Source organism: Pseudomonas sp. PA-5-4B, assembly GCF_021606215.1.
GTDB classification, from domain to species: domain Bacteria; phylum Pseudomonadota; class Gammaproteobacteria; order Pseudomonadales; family Pseudomonadaceae; genus Aquipseudomonas; species Aquipseudomonas edaphica.
Map to the genome: position 1 here is coordinate 123,609 of NZ_WKDB01000002.1, position 15,790 is coordinate 139,398.

At 61.3% G+C, this 15,790-nt stretch carries 9 protein-coding genes; 4 read left to right on the forward strand and 5 right to left on the reverse strand.

Annotated elements, in window-relative coordinates:
- Nucleotides 1-3 precede the first annotated feature (3 nt).
- Nucleotides 4-729 carry a DUF4123 domain-containing protein gene (locus GIW28_RS02475; protein WP_169986557.1) on the forward strand — a complete coding sequence of 242 codons (726 nt, stop codon included), beginning with the start codon at nucleotides 4-6 and terminating at the stop codon, nucleotides 727-729.
- On the opposite strand, the gene GIW28_RS02480 is transcribed toward GIW28_RS02475, so the two are convergent.
- Nucleotides 715-1,992 (reverse strand): O-acetylhomoserine aminocarboxypropyltransferase/cysteine synthase family protein, encoded by a 1,278-nt coding sequence (locus tag GIW28_RS02480; protein ID WP_169986555.1) that lies wholly within the window; start codon nucleotides 1,990-1,992, stop codon nucleotides 715-717. The two genes, GIW28_RS02475 and GIW28_RS02480, sit on opposite strands and share 15 nt — an antisense overlap.
- A gap of 250 nt (nucleotides 1,993-2,242) precedes the next feature.
- Here GIW28_RS02480 and GIW28_RS02485 point away from each other — a divergent pair, with 250 nt between their 5' ends.
- Nucleotides 2,243-3,079 carry a 23S rRNA (adenine(2030)-N(6))-methyltransferase RlmJ gene (locus GIW28_RS02485; RefSeq protein ID WP_017138523.1) on the forward strand — a complete coding sequence of 279 codons (837 nt, stop codon included), beginning with the start codon at nucleotides 2,243-2,245 and terminating at the stop codon, nucleotides 3,077-3,079.
- 96 nt (nucleotides 3,080-3,175) lie between these two features.
- Here GIW28_RS02485 and msrA read toward each other — a convergent pair whose 3' ends face one another.
- The 4 genes from msrA to aceE form a co-directional block, all read right to left on the reverse strand.
- Nucleotides 3,176-3,823: a peptide-methionine (S)-S-oxide reductase MsrA gene (msrA, locus tag GIW28_RS02490; protein ID WP_017138522.1), complete on the reverse strand. Its 648-nt coding sequence runs from the start codon at nucleotides 3,821-3,823 to the stop codon at nucleotides 3,176-3,178.
- A gap of 72 nt (nucleotides 3,824-3,895) precedes the next feature.
- Nucleotides 3,896-6,589 carry a putative bifunctional diguanylate cyclase/phosphodiesterase gene (locus GIW28_RS02495; RefSeq protein ID WP_169986553.1) on the reverse strand — a complete coding sequence of 898 codons (2,694 nt, stop codon included), beginning with the start codon at nucleotides 6,587-6,589 and terminating at the stop codon, nucleotides 3,896-3,898.
- 306 nt (nucleotides 6,590-6,895) lie between these two features.
- On the reverse strand, nucleotides 6,896-8,545 hold the full coding sequence (gene aceF / locus GIW28_RS02500) for a dihydrolipoyllysine-residue acetyltransferase (RefSeq protein ID WP_099548073.1): 1,650 nt from the start codon (nucleotides 8,543-8,545) through the stop codon (nucleotides 6,896-6,898).
- An 11-nt stretch (nucleotides 8,546-8,556) separates the two neighbouring features.
- On the reverse strand, nucleotides 8,557-11,202 hold the full coding sequence (gene aceE / locus GIW28_RS02505) for a pyruvate dehydrogenase (acetyl-transferring), homodimeric type (RefSeq protein ID WP_017138519.1): 2,646 nt from the start codon (nucleotides 11,200-11,202) through the stop codon (nucleotides 8,557-8,559).
- 383 nt (nucleotides 11,203-11,585) lie between these two features.
- On the opposite strand from aceE, the gene glnE reads away from it, so the two are divergent.
- Both glnE and waaF read left to right on the forward strand, forming a co-directional pair.
- The gene (gene glnE, locus GIW28_RS02510) at nucleotides 11,586-14,525 is read left to right on the forward strand and encodes a bifunctional [glutamate--ammonia ligase]-adenylyl-L-tyrosine phosphorylase/[glutamate--ammonia-ligase] adenylyltransferase (RefSeq protein WP_236445749.1); all 2,940 of its coding nucleotides are present in this window, start codon (nucleotides 11,586-11,588) and stop codon (nucleotides 14,523-14,525) included.
- 229 nt (nucleotides 14,526-14,754) lie between these two features.
- On the forward strand, nucleotides 14,755-15,789 hold the full coding sequence (gene waaF / locus GIW28_RS02515; RefSeq protein WP_236445748.1) for a lipopolysaccharide heptosyltransferase II: 1,035 nt from the start codon (nucleotides 14,755-14,757) through the stop codon (nucleotides 15,787-15,789).
- The last annotated feature ends 1 nt before the right edge of the window (nucleotide 15,790 follow it).

The following is a 15,790-nucleotide window of genomic DNA, read 5'->3' on the forward strand; positions in this document are numbered from 1 at the left end:
CCGATGTCTCAGTCCATGGTTCCCAGCGCCTGGCTCGCACAGTGGCCACTACAGCCCGAGGAGCGCCTCTACGCAGTGTTGGGCAGCGCCAGCGAAGCCAGGCCGCTTAATGCATGGCAAACCCTGGCACCGAGGAAATTGCCGCATTCGATATGGGCCGGTACGGCTTACGCCGAATGGGTCGACGTCATGCCTTATGTGGGCATTGTTGAGCCGGGCAGTGCCTTCCTTGATTGGGTCGCCAGCGCCGAGGCAACGGACTGGGGTTGGCTCGCGGTCTCGTCCAGCCCGCCGGAGACGGTGGCTGCGCACCTGCAAGGCCTGACCAAAGTGTGGTTGCCGGATGAGCAGGCGGTGTTTTTGCGTTTTTGGGATGGCGCTCAGTGGCTGCCCATTCTGCAGAAGCTCGGCGATGAGGCCGCACGCGTGTTGCCGGTGTTTCAGCGTTACCTGATCAATGGCCAGCCGCTGGCCGTCAGCACCGGCCCGGCCACGGCAGCCAAGGCCAGCCCATGGTGGCAAGTGCCGGCGTCGCTGCTTGAGCACTTGGCCGAGCACTCGCCGCAGGTGCTGATCGGCAACCTGCTGCAATGGCTCGAAGAACAGCGCCCGGACCTCTACACCGCGCTCAGGCCTGCGACCTTGCGGCACAAGGTCGCCTACTTTTCGCGCAGGCCCGACGTCAGCCCTCAAGCGCTGGCGGATTATCTGGCTTCAGAGTTGAGTTGAAGCCAGGGCCTGCTGCAGGTCCTCGATCAGGTCTTCAATCGCCTCGATGCCGACCGACAGGCGAATCATCTCCGGCTTCACGCCGGCCTTGGCCTGTTCCTGCTCGTTCATCTGCCGGTGAGTGGTGGACGCGGGGTGGCAGGCCAGGGATTTGGCATCGCCAATATTCACCAGCCGCTTGAAGATTTGCAGCGCATCGTAGAAACGCACGCCGGCGTCATAGCCGCCCTTCAAGCCGAATGACAGGATCGCCGAGGGTTTGCCCTGCATGTATTTCTGCGCCAAGGCGTGGTGCGGGTGGTCCGGCAGCCCGGCGTAGCTGACCCATTCCACCTCGGCGTGGCCTTGCAGGAATTGCGCAACCTTCAGCGCGTTTTCGGTATGGCGCTCCATGCGCAAGGCCAGGGTTTCCAGGCCTTGCAGCAACAAAAATGCATTCATTGGCGCCAGCGCAGCCCCGGTGTTGCGCAACGGCACGGTGCGGGTGCGGGCAATGAAGGCGGCGGGGCCGAACTTTTCCGTGTAGACCACCCCGTGGTAGGCCGGCTCCGGTTGGTTGAGGCCGGGGAATTTTTCCGGGTATCGGGTCCAGGGGAAGGTGCCGCTGTCGACGATTACACCGCCCAGGGAGTTGCCATGGCCACCCACGTACTTGGTGACCGAGTGCACCACGATGTCGGCGCCGAACTGAATCGGCTTGCACAGGATCGGCGTGGCCACGGTGTTATCCACCATCAGCGGTACGCCGCGCGCATGGGCGACATCGGCCAGGGCTTCAATGTCGATAATATTGCCTGCCGGGTTGCCGATGCTTTCGCAGTAGACCAGCTTGGTGTTGTCGTCGATCAGTTCGGCGATGGCCTGGGCAGAGTCGTCGCGGGCGAAGCGCACGTCGACGCCAAAGCTTGGCAGCAAGTGGGCGAACAAGGTGTAGGTGCCGCCGTAAAGCTGGGGCGTGGTGACGATATTGTCGCCCGCACGGGTGAGGGTCTGGATTGCATAGTTAATCGCCGCGCTACCGGCCGACACGGCCAGGGCGGCGATACCGCCTTCAAGGGCGGCAATGCGCTGCTCCAGCACGTCGTTGGTCGGGTTCATGATGCGTGTGTAGATGTTGCCGGGCACGTCCAGATTGAACAGGTCGGCGCCATGCTGGGCATTATCGAACTCGAAGGCGACGTTCTGGTAGATCGGCACGGCGACGGCCTTGGTGGTCGGGTCCGACTTGAAGCCGTGGTGCAATGCAATGGTGGCGTCTTTCATGATGCGGGTTGACCTCCTTGGATTCCAGGGTTGCCCCCAAGCAATGTGGGGGCTGGCTTGCCTGCGATGCCAGCACCGCGGTGTATGGGTAATACCGCGGTGATGCCATCGCAGGCAAGCCAGCTCCCACAGCAGCCATAGATTGTTTTCGGCAGTGCGCCTGCCTTTGCGACATAAGCACCGCCCGACACGCAGCCCTGCACCTTTGCCGCCGTAGAAGGTAAACTTCGCCCCCTGCGCAGGAGCAACCATGAATTATCGTCACGCCTTTCACGCCGGCAACCACGCCGATGTCTTCAAACACCTGACCTTGACCCGCCTCATCGCCCTGATGTCGCGCAAGGAGCAGCCGTTCGCCTACCTCGACACCCACGCCGGGATTGGCCTGTACGACTTGCAGGGCGACCAGGCCAACCGCACCGGCGAATACCTGGAAGGCATTGCGCGCCTGTGGGGCGAAAGCGACCTGCCGCCACTCACCGCCGACTACATGCGTGTGCTGCACGAGATGAACCCGGACGGCCAGCTGCGCTACTACCCAGGCTCGCCGGAGCTGGCGCGCCGCCTCACGCGGCCCCAGGACCGTGTATTGCTTAATGAGAAGCACCCGGAAGACGGCGTGCTGCTCAAGGACAACATGAAAGGCGATCGCCGGGTCAAAGTGCACTTGGGCGAAGGCTGGCATGTGCCACGTGCTTTGCTGCCAGTGCCGGAAAAACGCGCGTTGATGCTGATCGATCCGCCGTTTGAACAACTTGATGAGATGCAGCGCTGCGCGGCGTCCCTCAAGGAAGCGGTCAGCCGCATGCGCCAGACCGTCGCGGCGATCTGGTACCCGGTGAAGGACCAGCGCATGCTGCGGCGTTTCTATCAGGACCTGGCCGGCACCGGCGCGCCGAAGCTGCTGCGTGTGGAATTGCTGGTGCATCCGTTGGACACGCCCAACACCCTGACCGGCTCGGGCCTGGCGATTGCCAACCCGCCGTGGGGGCTGGAGGAGGAGCTTCGTGAGCTGCTGCCGTGGCTGTCCAAGAAACTTGGTCAGACCCAGGGTGGGTGGCAGATGGATTGGCTCATCGCTGAGTAATGAGTCGCCTGTCGGAACGCTATCGCGGGCAAGCCCGCTCCCACATTTGGAATGCATTCCAAGGTGGGAGCGGGCTTGCCCGCGATGCTTTTGGCGTCAGATAGGGCAGGTCACGCCGGTACCGCCGATGCCGCAATAGCCTTGCGGATTCTTCGCCAGGTACTGCTGGTGGTACGCCTCGGCGAAATACACCGTCGGGGCTTGTTCGATTTCAGTCGTGATCACACCCAGGCCCGCCTTGTTCAATTCAGCCTGATAGGCATCGGCGCTGGCCTTGGCCGCTTCCAGATGCTCAGGTTTCACCGCGTAGATCACCGAGCGGTATTGGGTGCCGATGTCGTTGCCCTGGCGCATGCCCTGGGTGGGGTTGTGCAACTCCCAGAACATTTTCAGCAGTTCTTCATAGCTGATCTTGTCCTGGTCAAACACAACCAGTACCACCTCGCTGTGGCCGGTCAGGCCCGAGCAGACTTCTTCGTAGGTCGGGTTCGGCGTGTAGCCACCGGCGTAACCGACCACGGTGCTGACCACGCCGTCGCGCTGCCAGAACCGCCGTTCGGCACCCCAGAAGCAACCGAGGCCGAAGATCGCAAACTCTACGTTGTCGACAAAGGGGCCAAGCAGCGGGTTGCCGTTGACGAAGTGGGTTTCGGGCAGGTTCATCGGCGTTTCACGGCCAGGCAAAGCTTGTTCTTGAGTCGGCAGCACGTTTTTGTTCACCAGAATTTCCGAGCGCAAGACCATGATCAGTCCTCTCAGTCAGATTGAGTTATGTATTAAGACAGACAGCCAGTGTGCCCGAGTGTTACAGCGCTGTCAGGCGATTGGCCCGCGCGGATAGCGTTTAAGCTTTTCCAACAGATCTGCGCCGGGGATCGGCCGGTCGAACAGGTAGCCCTGGCCCACATCGCAGCGATGGCGGCGCAGGAACGCCAGCTGTTCGGCCGTCTCGATGCCCTCGGCCACTACCTTGAGCTTGAGGTTATGGGCCATGGCGATGACCGCCGAGGTGATCTCCATGTCGTCCTGGTTGTCCGGGATTTCGTGGATAAAGCTGCGATCGATCTTGATGATGTCGATGGGGAATTTTTTCAGGTAGCTCAGCGACGAGTAGCCGGTGCCGAAGTCGTCCATGGCCAGGGTCAGGCCGAAGCTCTTGAGCTGGTCGAGTTGAAGGCGCGTGTCTTCGGTGGCTTCGAGCAGCAAGCCTTCGGTCAACTCCAGCTCCAGCAGGTTGGCCGGCAGTTGTTCTTCCTTGAGGATGGTGGCGATCGACGCCACCAGGTCCGGGTCGGAGAACTGCTTGGGCGACAGGTTGATCGCCACCTGCAGATTGCCCATGCCGCCTGCGCTCAACTGCTTGCTCATGCGGCAGGCCTGGCGCGCGATCCATTTGCCGATGGGGATGATCAACCCGGTTTCTTCGGCCACGCTGATGAACTGGTCCGGGCGGATCATGCCCTTTTCCGGGTGATTCCAGCGCAGCAGCGCTTCCATGCCCAGCAAGCGGCCGCTGCGCAGGCACAGTTTGGGCTGGTAGAACACGTCCAGCTCGTTTTGGGTCAGGGCGCGGCGCAGGTTGTTTTCCACGAACAGCTTGTAACTGGCCTCGGCGTTCAGGGCCTCGGTGAAGACCTGCACCTGATGTTTGCCGTTGGCCTTGGCCTTGTGCAGGGCCAAACCGGCGTTACGCATCAGGGTCTGTGGGTCGCGGCCGTGCAGCGGTGCACAGGCCAGGCCCACGGAGCCGGTGACGCTGATCAACTGGTTGTCGACAAACATCGGCTTGTCGAGGGTGGTCAGCAATTGGCTGGCCACCTGTTGGCCGGTCTCAAGGTCGGTATCGTCCAGCAACACCGCAAACTCGTTACTGGCAAAACGCGCCAGGCTGCCACCGGCACTCAGGCTGTTGCGCAGGCGCCGGGCCAGGCTGATCAGCAGTTTGTCACCGGTCTGGTGACCGAGGCTGTCGTTGATGCGCTTGAAGTTGTCGATGTCCACCAGCAGCAGGCTGATCGGGCTGTCGCTGTCGCGGGCGAAGCGTTCATCAAGGTTGCGAATAAACGCCGGGCGGTTGCCCAGGTTGGTCAGGTTATCGGTGTAGGCCAGGCGCTCGATACGCTGCTGCGCGAGCTTGGTCTGGGTGATGTCTTCGTAGATGCCGATGTAGTGGGTCAACTCACGGTTGTCGCCATACACCTTGGAGATCGACAGCTGGCCCCAATAGGGTTCCAGGTTTTTGCGCCGGCTCTTGAATTCACCCTGCCAGCTGTTGCTCTTGGCCAGGCTCGACGGCGCGTCGAACAGCAGTTCGCTGAGGTTTTCCAGGGCCGGCAACTGTGCCAGGCGGTGGCCGTGGACTTCTTCGGCACTGTACTGGGTGATCGCGGTAAAGCTTGGGTTGACGTACTCCACCACGCCGTCGCAATTGACCAGCAGAAAGGCGTTGGCGCTTTGTTCCACCGCGCGCTGGAACAGGTGCAAGGCGCTGGTGGCGGTGCGGCGGTTGTGGTTATTGATCACTTGCGCGAACTGGTCCGCCAGCTCGCCGGCAAAGGCGATCTCATCCGACTGCCAGGCACGCGAGCTGCCACTTTGCTCCAGGCACAACACACCGACGACCTGACCATCTACGCGGATGCTGGCGTCGAGCATGGCGTGGACGTCCTTGGCGCGCAGGCTCTCGGCCATTTCCCGGGTGCGCGGGTCACGCATCGCGTGGGTGGCGTCGATGGCACGGCTCGAATGCAGGGCTTCCAGGTAATCCGGGAAGTTGCTGGCGTCAATCGCTTCGGGCAAGTGGTGCTGCTGGTCTTCGCGGTGGTAGGCCGAGATCGGCACCAGGCGCTGGCCTTCGAGGTTCCAGATGCTGGCGCAGTCGATCTGGTAGATATCGCAGGCACTGCGGGTGATCAGCTCGGCGGCTTCTTGCAGCGAATTCGGCGTGGTGTAGCGCTGGCGCGCCAGCAGCAGGATCAGCTCCTGTTGGGCGCGTACCCGTTCAAGGTGCTGCAACTGTTCCTGCTGGGCACGCTGGTTGAGTTCCAGGGCAATCTGCAGGCGGCTGTTCTGGTTTTCCAGGTCGGCGGTCGGGGCGGCGGTGGGGATTTCGCTGAACAGGCCGTCGACCACCATCAGGTAGCCGCGCAACAGGTGGCGATTGTGTTGTTTATACGCCTCGCCCATCTCCAGCAGGCTCAATGGCCCATCGTTGGTGTGCAGGGTGTAGCGCACCAGGTAATGCGGGCTATGGGCCAACTGCTGCTGGATGGTGTCGTGCAGTTGATAGCGCGCCTGGGGTTCCATCAGGCTGGCGTAGGGGGTGCCGATCAAGGCGCACAGTTCCACCGCCGGCAGGCCGAATTGGCGCTCGCAATTGGGGTCCAGGTACAGCAGCGCCCAGCTTGCCTCATTAAGCCGCTCGAAACGCAGCATACCGAGGCGCGAAGGCACCGGTAATTGCGTCACTACCTCGGCCGCCATACGGGCGACATCGGGTTGGCTTTTCATGGGGGAAACTCGCTTGGGAAGATGCGCACGGCGCCGGGCTCACGCCCTCTTTACTGTCACCTGCGGCAAGGTTGCATCATGCAGCACGCACTGACAAGAGAGGATGAAGGCTAAGTGCTATAACCCTGTTATCGGCCGCGTGGGGGATTTCTGCAATCGGGGTGATGGAAGGTGTACAAACCTGTTTTGCGTGTTCAACAGACACCCAAAAAAAGCCCCGCCAAGTGGCGGGGTTGAGGTACGAGCGTGGCGCTCGGAAATCGGTAGTGCCAGGCCTCCCCGGTGACAGGGAGGCCCGTTTGAGGCTTATAGCAAGATGGTGCGGATGTCGTTGAGCAGTTGGCTCAGACGCTGCGTGAAGCGGGCAGCAGCAGCGCCGTTGATCACACGGTGATCGTAGGACAACGACAGCGGCAGCATCAGCTTCGGCTGGAACGCTTTACCGTCCCACACAGGCTGGATAGTGGCCTTGGACACACCCAGGATCGCCACTTCCGGCGCGTTGACGATTGGCGTGAAGCCAGTACCGCCAATGTGACCGAGGCTGGAGATCGTGAAGCAAGCGCCTTGCATGTCGTCGGCGGTGAGCTTCTTGTCGCGGGCCTTGGCAGCCAGCGCAGCAGCTTCAGCGGCGAGTTGCAGCAGGCTCTTCTGATCAACGTTCTTGATCACAGGAACCAGCAGGCCGTCCGGGGTATCCACGGCGAAACCTACGTTCACGTACTTCTTGCGAATGATCGCCTTGCCGCTTGGTGCCAGCGAACTGTTGAAGTCCGGCAGCTCCTTGAGCAGGTGCGCGCACGCCTTGAGCAACAGTGGCAGCACGGTCAGTTTCACACCGGCTTTTTCGGCCACGGCTTTCTGCGCAACGCGGAACGCTTCCAGGTCGGTGATATCGGCCTGGTCGAACTGAGTCACGTGCGGGATGTTCAGCCAGCTGCGGTGCAGGCTCGACGCGCCGATTTGCATCAGGCGGGTCATCGGCACTTCTTCGGTTTCGCCGAAGCGGCTGAAGTCCACGACCGGGATCGGTGGAATGCCCGAGCCGCCCGTAGCAGCGCCGGCAGCCGGAGCTTCCTTGGCTTTCTGCATCATGGCTTTGACGTACACCTGCACGTCTTCTTTGAGCACACGACCGTGCGGGCCGGTGGCCGACACAGCGTTGAGCTCAACGCCGAACTCACGGGCCAGCTGACGCACGGCAGGGCCGGCGTGAACCTTGGCACCGCTTGGCGCAGGTGCAGGCGCAGCCGCCGGAGCCGGTGCGGCCTCGGCTTTTGCAGCAGGTGCAGGAGCGGCAGCCGCCGGAGCAGCTTCAGCCTTGGCAGCCGGAGCAGCAGCCGGTGCTGGCGCAGCAGCAGGTGCAGCGCCTTGTACTTTGAGCTTGAGGATGAAGTCGCCAGTGCCGACTTCGTCTTCCAGCTTGACCGCGATGCTTTCCACTACGCCGGCAGCCGGCGATGGGATTTCCATGGAGGCCTTGTCGGACTCCAGGGTGATCAGTGACTGGTCGGCTTCGACGGTGTCGCCGACCTTGACCAGCAGCTCGATGATCTTGGCCTTGCCCGACGAGCCGATGTCCGGAACATGAATGTCCTGGACAGTGGCAGCGGCCGGAGCAGCAGCCGGGGCCGCAGGGGCCTCGGCAGCAGCAGGTTTTTCAGCGGCAGGTGCGGGTGCAGCAGCGGCAGCCGGGGCTGGCGCAGGGGCCGCATCAGCGGCGCCTTCGATTTCCAGTTCCAGCAGTTCGTCGCCTTCTTTCAGGCGGTCGCCCAGCTTCACTTTCAGGCTCTTGACCACGCCGGCCTTGGGAGCAGGGATTTCCATGCTCGCCTTGTCCGACTCCAGGGTCAGGATGCTCTGGTCGGCTTCGACGGTGTCGCCGACCTTCACAAACAGCTCGATTACTTCACCTTCACCGCTGCCGATGTCAGGTACGCGAATGAGTTCGCTCACAAAAAATCTCCTCAGCAGTCCAGTGGGTTGCGTTTTTCCGGGTTGATCCCGAACTTGACGATAGCGTCAGCCACCACCTTAGGTTCGATCTCACCACGGTCAGCCAAGGCTTCCAGGGCTGCCAACACCACGAAGTGACGGTCAACTTCGAAGAAGTGACGCAGCTTTTTGCGGCTGTCACTGCGGCCGAAACCGTCGGTGCCCAGGACTTTGAATTCCTTGGACGGGACCCACTGGCGAATCTGTTCAGCAAACAGCTTCATGTAGTCGGTAGAGGCAATGACTGGACCTTTACGGCCGGCCAGGCACTCTTCGACGTAGCTCTTGGCTGGTTTCTGACCTGGGTGCAGGCGGTTGTTGCGCTCGACTGCCAGGCCGTCGCGACGCAGTTCGTTGAAGCTGGTAACGCTCCACACGTCAGCGCCGACGTTGAACTCTTCACGCAGGATCTTCGCCGCTTCACGCACTTCACGCAGGATGGTGCCGGAGCCCATCAGCTGCACGTGGTGCGCCGCTTCCTTGGTGTCTTCTTCGAGCAGGTACATGCCCTTGATGATGCCTTCCTCAACACCGGCCGGCATGGCTGGCTGCTGGTAGGACTCGTTCATCACAGTGATGTAGTAGAAAACGTCCTGCTGCTCTTCGGTCATCTTCTTCATGCCGTCCTGGATGATCACCGCCAGCTCATAGCCGTAGGTTGGATCAAAGGTGCGGCAGTTCGGGATGGTGGCAGCCAGGATGTGGCTGTGACCGTCTTCGTGTTGCAGGCCTTCGCCGTTCAGCGTGGTCCGGCCGGCGGTGCCGCCGATCAGGAAGCCACGGGTACGGCTGTCGCCTGCTGCCCATGCCAGGTCGCCGATACGCTGGAAGCCGAACATCGAGTAGAAGATGTAGAACGGCAGCATCGGCTGGTTGTGGCTGGAGTACGAAGTACCGGCAGCGATGAAGGAGCTCATGGCGCCCGCTTCGTTGATGCCTTCTTCGAGGATCTGGCCCTTCTTGTCTTCCTTGTAGAACATCACCTGGTCTTTATCGACTGGCTCGTAGAGCTGGCCGACGGAGGAGTAGATGCCCAACTGACGGAACATGCCTTCCATACCGAAGGTACGGGCTTCGTCCGGGATGATCGGGACGATGCGCGAACCGATTTCCTTGTCCTTGACCAACTGCGCCAGGATGCGCACGAAAGCCATGGTGGTGGAGATTTCACGGTCGCCCGAGCCGTCCAGGATAGCCTTGAGGGTATCGAGTGGCGGAGTCGGGATGTCGAAAGACTTGGCGCGGCGCTGTGGCACGAAACCGCCCAGTGCAGTGCGACGCTCGCTGAGGTAGCGGGCTTCGGCGCTGTTTGGCTCCGGCTTGAAGAACGGCAGGTTTTCCAGCTCTTCATCCTTGACCGGGATGTCGAAGCGATCGCGGAACAGCTTCAGGCTTTCAACATCAACTTTCTTGGTGTTGTGCGCAGTGTTCTTCGCTTCGCCGGCACCGGTGCCATAACCTTTGATGGTCTTGGCCAGGATGACGGTAGGTTGTTCTTTGTGGTTGACCGCTTCGTGGTACGCCGCGTAGACCTTGTACGGGTCGTGGCCGCCACGGTTGAGTTTCCAGATCTCGTCGTCGGACAGGTCTGCAACCATTGCCTTGAGTTCAGGCGTGTTGAAGAAGTGTTCACGTACGAACGCGCCGTCTTTGGCTTTGTAGTTCTGGTACTCGCCGTCGATGACTTCGTCCATGCGACGTTGCAGGATACCGTCGACGTCCTTGGCCAGCAGTGGGTCCCAGAAACGGCCCCAGATGACTTTGGTCACGTTCCACTGAGCACCGCGGAACACGCCTTCGAGTTCCTGGATGATCTTGCCGTTGCCGCGAACCGGGCCGTCGAGGCGCTGCAGGTTGCAGTTGATGACGAAGATCAGGTTGTCGAGCTTCTCGCGGCCAGCCAGGGAGATAGCGCCCAGGGATTCCGGCTCGTCACACTCGCCGTCGCCCAGGAAGCACCAGACTTTCTGCTTGCCTTCAGGGATGAAGCCACGGGCTTCCAGGTACTTCATGAAGCGTGCCTGGTAGATCGCCTGGATCGGGCCAAGGCCCATGGATACTGTCGGGAACTGCCAGAAATCAGGCATCAGCCAAGGGTGCGGGTACGACGACAGGCCGTTACCGTCCACTTCCTGGCGGAAGTTGTTCATGTGTTCTTCGGTGATGCGGCCTTCCATGAACGCACGGGCATAGACGCCTGGCGAGGTGTGGCCCTGGAAGTAGATCAGGTCGCCGCCGTGTTCGTCGGTCGGGGCCTGAAAGAAGTAGTTGAAGCCGATGTCATACAGGGTTGCGCTGGAAGCGAAGCTGGAGATGTGACCGCCCAGGTCAGAATCTTTCAAGTTCGTGCGCATTACCATCGCCATGGCGTTCCAACGTACCAGCGAGCGAATGCGGCGTTCCATGAACAGGTCGCCAGGCATGCGTGCTTCGTGGGTAACGGGGATGGTGTTGCGGTATGGCGTGGTGATGGCGTAAGGCAATTGCGAGCCGCTGCGGGTCGCGAGTTCGCCCATACGGGTCATCAAATAATGAGCACGGTCTTCGCCTTCTTTGTCGAGAACCGATTCCAGGGCGTCCAGCCATTCCTGGGTTTCGACGGGATCGAGGTCTTGCATGGCTTGCTCCAGGGCGGAAAGGCTACCAGAATCGGTTGCCTGAAGTTTGCGACTGGCCTTGTGGGCAGACGACATAAATTCTTGGATGGCCGAAGGTTGCTTCGGCGTCCTGTAGTTTTACTACAAATCGTCGGCCATTTCAGCCTTTCGAATGTATATACGAGTAGTAAAACTACACAAGACTGAGCGTATGGCTCGGTCTGGCTGGTGAGCATAATCGTTATTGTTGATCATTTGCGAACAAGAAAAGGTGAAAGTTTGATGCTGGCTGCCAAGATGAAATTAATTTCAGCTATTTCTAACCTTTGTTCGACAGTCCTTCACCAAGCGTGGTTCTTGCCTTCACAACCACATGCCTTTCGCGCGCCGATCAAGGATAGACCATGAGCCTTCCAACGCTGGCCGAACTGCCGGCCATTCTCTTGCCTTTTGCCCAGCGGGCCGAGCAGTCATTTCGTGACGCAGTGGCCGCGCTGGACGCCGATCATGGACTTTCTGCGTGGACGCCGCAACGGTGGGCCGACTTTGCCCGGGTGTGCGCCGCCAGTGATTTCGTCATTGAACAGAGTGTTCGTGACCCTTTGATGTTGCTTGAGCTGGTGGCCTGGGGCGAGCTGGACCGCGGCTTTGCGCCCGGTGAGCTGTGCAGTCAGATCGCCGGTGCCGTGCAACAGGCCGAAACAGAAGATGAGTTGGGCCGGGTGCTGCGCCGCCAACGCACGCGTCAGCAAGTGCGCATTATCTGGCGCGACCTGACCCGACAGGCGGACCTGGTGCAAACCTGTCGCGACCTTTCCGACATGGCCGACGCCAGCATCGACCAGGCTTACCAGTGGCTGTACCAGCGCCACTGCGTACAGTTCGGCACGCCCACTGGCCGGCGCAGCGGCGAAGTCCAGCACATGGTCATCCTCGGCATGGGCAAGCTCGGCGCGGTGGAGTTGAACCTGTCGTCGGACATCGACCTGATCTTCGCCTACCCCGAAGGCGGCGAAACGGTCGGCGTGAAGCGCGCCTTGGACAACCAGGAGTTTTTCATTCGGCTTGGTCAAAAACTGATCAAGGCGCTCGACCCGATGACGGTCGATGGTTTTGTGTTCCGTGTCGATATGCGCCTGCGGCCCTATGGTTCGGCCGGTGCGTTGGTGCTCAGCTTCAATGCGCTGGAGCAGTACTACCAGGATCAGGGCCGCGACTGGGAGCGCTACGCCATGATCAAGGCGCGCGTGGTGGCCGGTGATCAGCTTGCCGGTGCGCAGTTGCTGGATATGCTGCGCCCGTTCGTTTACCGCCGTTACCTGGATTTTTCTGCGATTGAAGCATTGCGCACCATGAAACAGCTGATCCAGCAGGAAGTGCGGCGCAAGGGCATGGCCGAGAATATCAAGCTGGGCTCGGGCGGCATCCGCGAGGTGGAATTTATCGCCCAGGCGTTCCAGTTGATCCACGGTGGCCGCGACCTGAGCCTGCAGCAGCGGCCGTTGCTGATGGTGCTCGGCACGCTGGAAGGCCAGGGCTACTTGCCGCCTGCGGTGATCGCCGAACTGCGCAATGGCTATGAATTCCTGCGCTATACCGAGCACGCGATCCAGGCGATTGCCGACCGTCAGACGCAAATGCTGCCGGACAGCCCCGAAGATCAGGCGCGCATTGCCTTTATGCTGGGCTTTGTCGACTGGGCCGCGTTCCATGAGCGCCTGATGTATTGGCGTGGCCGGGTGGACTGGCACTTCCGTCAGGTGATTGCTGATCCTGACGAAGAAGAAGGCGAAGAAAGCGAGCTGGTGGTGGGCGGGGAGTGGTTACCGTTGTGGGAAGAGTCCCAGGACGAAGACGCCGCTTGTCGCCAACTGGCCGAGGGTGGTTTTACTGACGCGTCCAAAGCCCTCAAAGCCCTGGCTGGCCTGCGTGGCAGCCCGCAGTTGCGCGCCATGCAGCGCCTCGGTCGCGAGCGGCTCGACGCCTTTATCCCGCGCCTGCTGGCCCAGGCCGTCGAGCACGCCAACCCGGATCTGGTGCTCGAGCGCGTGCTGCCGCTGGTGGAGGCTGTGGCGCGACGTTCTGCTTACCTGGTGCTGCTGACCGAAAACCCCGACGCCCTGCGCCGCTTGTTGACGCTGTGCGCCGCCAGCCCGTGGATTGCCGAGCAAATCACGCGCTTCCCGCTGCTGCTCGATGAGTTGCTCAACGAAGGCCGCCTGTTCAAGCCACCTTTGGCGCCGGAGCTCGCCGCTGAGCTGCGTGAGCGCCTCACACGCATCCCCGAAGATGACCTTGAACAACAGATGGAGGCCTTGCGTCACTTCAAACTGGCCCACCGCCTGCGTGTAGCCGCTTCGGAAATCGCTGGCAGCCTGCCGTTGATGAAGGTCAGCGACTATTTGACCTGGCTCGCCGAAGCTATCCTCGAACAAGTGCTGGCCCTGGCCTGGCGCCAGACGGTCGCCCGTCATGGCTCACCGCAGCGCGTGGACGGCAGCCTGTGCGACCCGGGGTTCATCATTGTGGGTTACGGGAAAGTCGGCGGCATCGAGCTGGGGCATGGCTCGGACCTTGACCTGGTGTTCATACACGACGGTGATCCCCAGGCCGAGACCGATGGCGCCAAACCCATCGACGGCGCGCAGTTCTTTACGCGTCTGGGCCAGCGGATCATTCACCTGCTCACCACCCAGACCAACTCCGGCCAATTGTATGAAGTGGACATGCGCCTGCGACCTTCCGGCGCCTCCGGTTTGCTGGTCAGCTCGCTTGGGGCGTTTGAGCGCTACCAGGAAAATGAAGCCTGGACTTGGGAACATCAGGCCCTGATCCGCGCGCGGGTGCTGGTGGGCAGTCAGGATGTGGGCCATGCGTTCGAGCAGGTACGCGCTAACGTACTGGGGCGTGAACGTGACTTGGCGAAGCTGCGCCAGGAGGTCAGCGAGATGCGCGCCAAGATGCGCGATAACCTGGGCACCAAGGCGACGGCTGCCGGGACGGGGGCGAACGCCTTCGAGCCGACGACCGTGTTTGACCTCAAGCAAGACGCCGGTGGTATCGTCGATATTGAATTTATGGTGCAATACGCGGCTTTGGCGTGGTCTGCGCAACATCCATCGTTGCTGCGCTATACCGACAATATCCGCATTCTGGAAGGCCTGGAGCAGGTCGGGCTGATGCCCGCTGCCGATGCCCATCTGCTGCGGGAGGTGTACAAGGCCTACCGTTCCGCCGCGCACCGCCAGGCCTTGCAAAACGAGGCCGGCACGGTAGCCGGGGATCAGTTCGCCGACGAACGGCGCCAGGTGATGCGAATCTGGAATGAACTGGGGTTAAGCTGAAACTCGATTAAATGTGGGATGCCAATCTAATGTGGACACACAGCTTTGTGTGGGAGCCGGGCTTGCCCGCGATGCAGACGCCTCGGTTTATCAGTGATACCGAGTTGATGCCTTCGCAGGCAAGCCAGCTCCCACACAAGCCCGCTCTGACACAAAGTGGCTACCGTGACCTACAGTAAATAACGATGCGGGGAGGCATAAGCCTCCCCGCATCGTTTGTGGAAACTACATGAATATTCTGATCGTTGGGCCTAGTTGGGTCGGTGACATGGTGATGGCGCAGACACTGTTCCAGTGCCTCAAGCAACGTCATCCCGACTGCCAAATCGACGTGCTCGCCCCTGAGTGGAGCCGGCCGATCCTCGAGCGCATGCCCGAAGTGCGCACGGCCTTGAGCTTCCCGCTCGGCCATGGCGTCCTTGAATTGGCGACGCGCCGACGCATCGGTAAATCCATGGTCGGCCAGTACGACCAGGCGATTTTGCTGCCCAACTCGCTCAAGTCGGCGTTGGTGCCGTACTTTGCCGGCATCCCCAAGCGTACCGGCTGGCGCGGCGAGTTTCGCTACGTGTTGCTTAATGACGTGCGCACCCTCGACAAGGCGCGCTACCCGCTGATGATCGAACGTTTCATGGCGCTGGCCTACGAGCCCGGCGCCGAGTTGCCCACGCCGTACCCGCGCCCGAGCCTGCAGATCGATCCGGTGAGCCGTGACGCGGCGCTGGCCAAGTTCGGCCTGGCGCTTGACCGTCCAGTGCTGGCGCTGTGCCCCGGCGCCGAGTTTGGCGAGTCCAAGCGCTGGCCGTCGGAGCATTACGCCAAAGTCGCCGAGATGAAGATTCGCGAAGGCTGGCAGGTGTGGCTGTTTGGTTCGAAGAAGGATCACCCGGTCGGCGAAGACATTCGCCAGCGCCTGATCCCCGGCCTGCGTGAAGAAGCGGTGAACCTCAGTGGTGACACGTCGCTGGCCGAGGCTATCGATTTACTCTCCTGCGCCGATTCGGTGGTGTCCAACGACTCCGGCCTGATGCACGTGGCGGCCGCGCTGAACCGCCCCTTGGTGGCGGTGTATGGCTCGACGTCGCCCGGTTTCACCCCGCCTTTGGCTGACAAGGTTGAGGTGGTGCGCCTGGGCCTGGATTGCAGCCCGTGTTTTGAGCGTACCTGCCGTTTTGGCCATTACAACTGCATGCGTCAGTTGCTGCCGCAGCCGGTGAATGAAGCCTTGCAGCGGTTGCAGGGTTCCGCGGTCGAGGTTCGCTAGT

Coding starts and splice junctions, on each gene's coding strand:
- GIW28_RS02475 (WP_169986557.1), top strand. CDS start 4: ATGTCTCAGTCCATGGTTCCCAGCGCCTGGCTCGCACAGTGGCCACTA.
- GIW28_RS02480 (WP_169986555.1), bottom strand. CDS start 1,992: ATGAAAGACGCCACCATTGCATTGCACCACGGCTTCAAGTCGGACCCG.
- GIW28_RS02485 (WP_017138523.1), top strand. CDS start 2,243: ATGAATTATCGTCACGCCTTTCACGCCGGCAACCACGCCGATGTCTTC.
- msrA (WP_017138522.1), bottom strand. CDS start 3,823: ATGGTCTTGCGCTCGGAAATTCTGGTGAACAAAAACGTGCTGCCGACT.
- GIW28_RS02495 (WP_169986553.1), bottom strand. CDS start 6,589: ATGAAAAGCCAACCCGATGTCGCCCGTATGGCGGCCGAGGTAGTGACG.
- aceE (WP_017138519.1), bottom strand. CDS start 11,202: ATGCAAGACCTCGATCCCGTCGAAACCCAGGAATGGCTGGACGCCCTG.
- glnE (WP_236445749.1), top strand. CDS start 11,586: ATGAGCCTTCCAACGCTGGCCGAACTGCCGGCCATTCTCTTGCCTTTT.
- waaF (WP_236445748.1), top strand. CDS start 14,755: ATGAATATTCTGATCGTTGGGCCTAGTTGGGTCGGTGACATGGTGATG.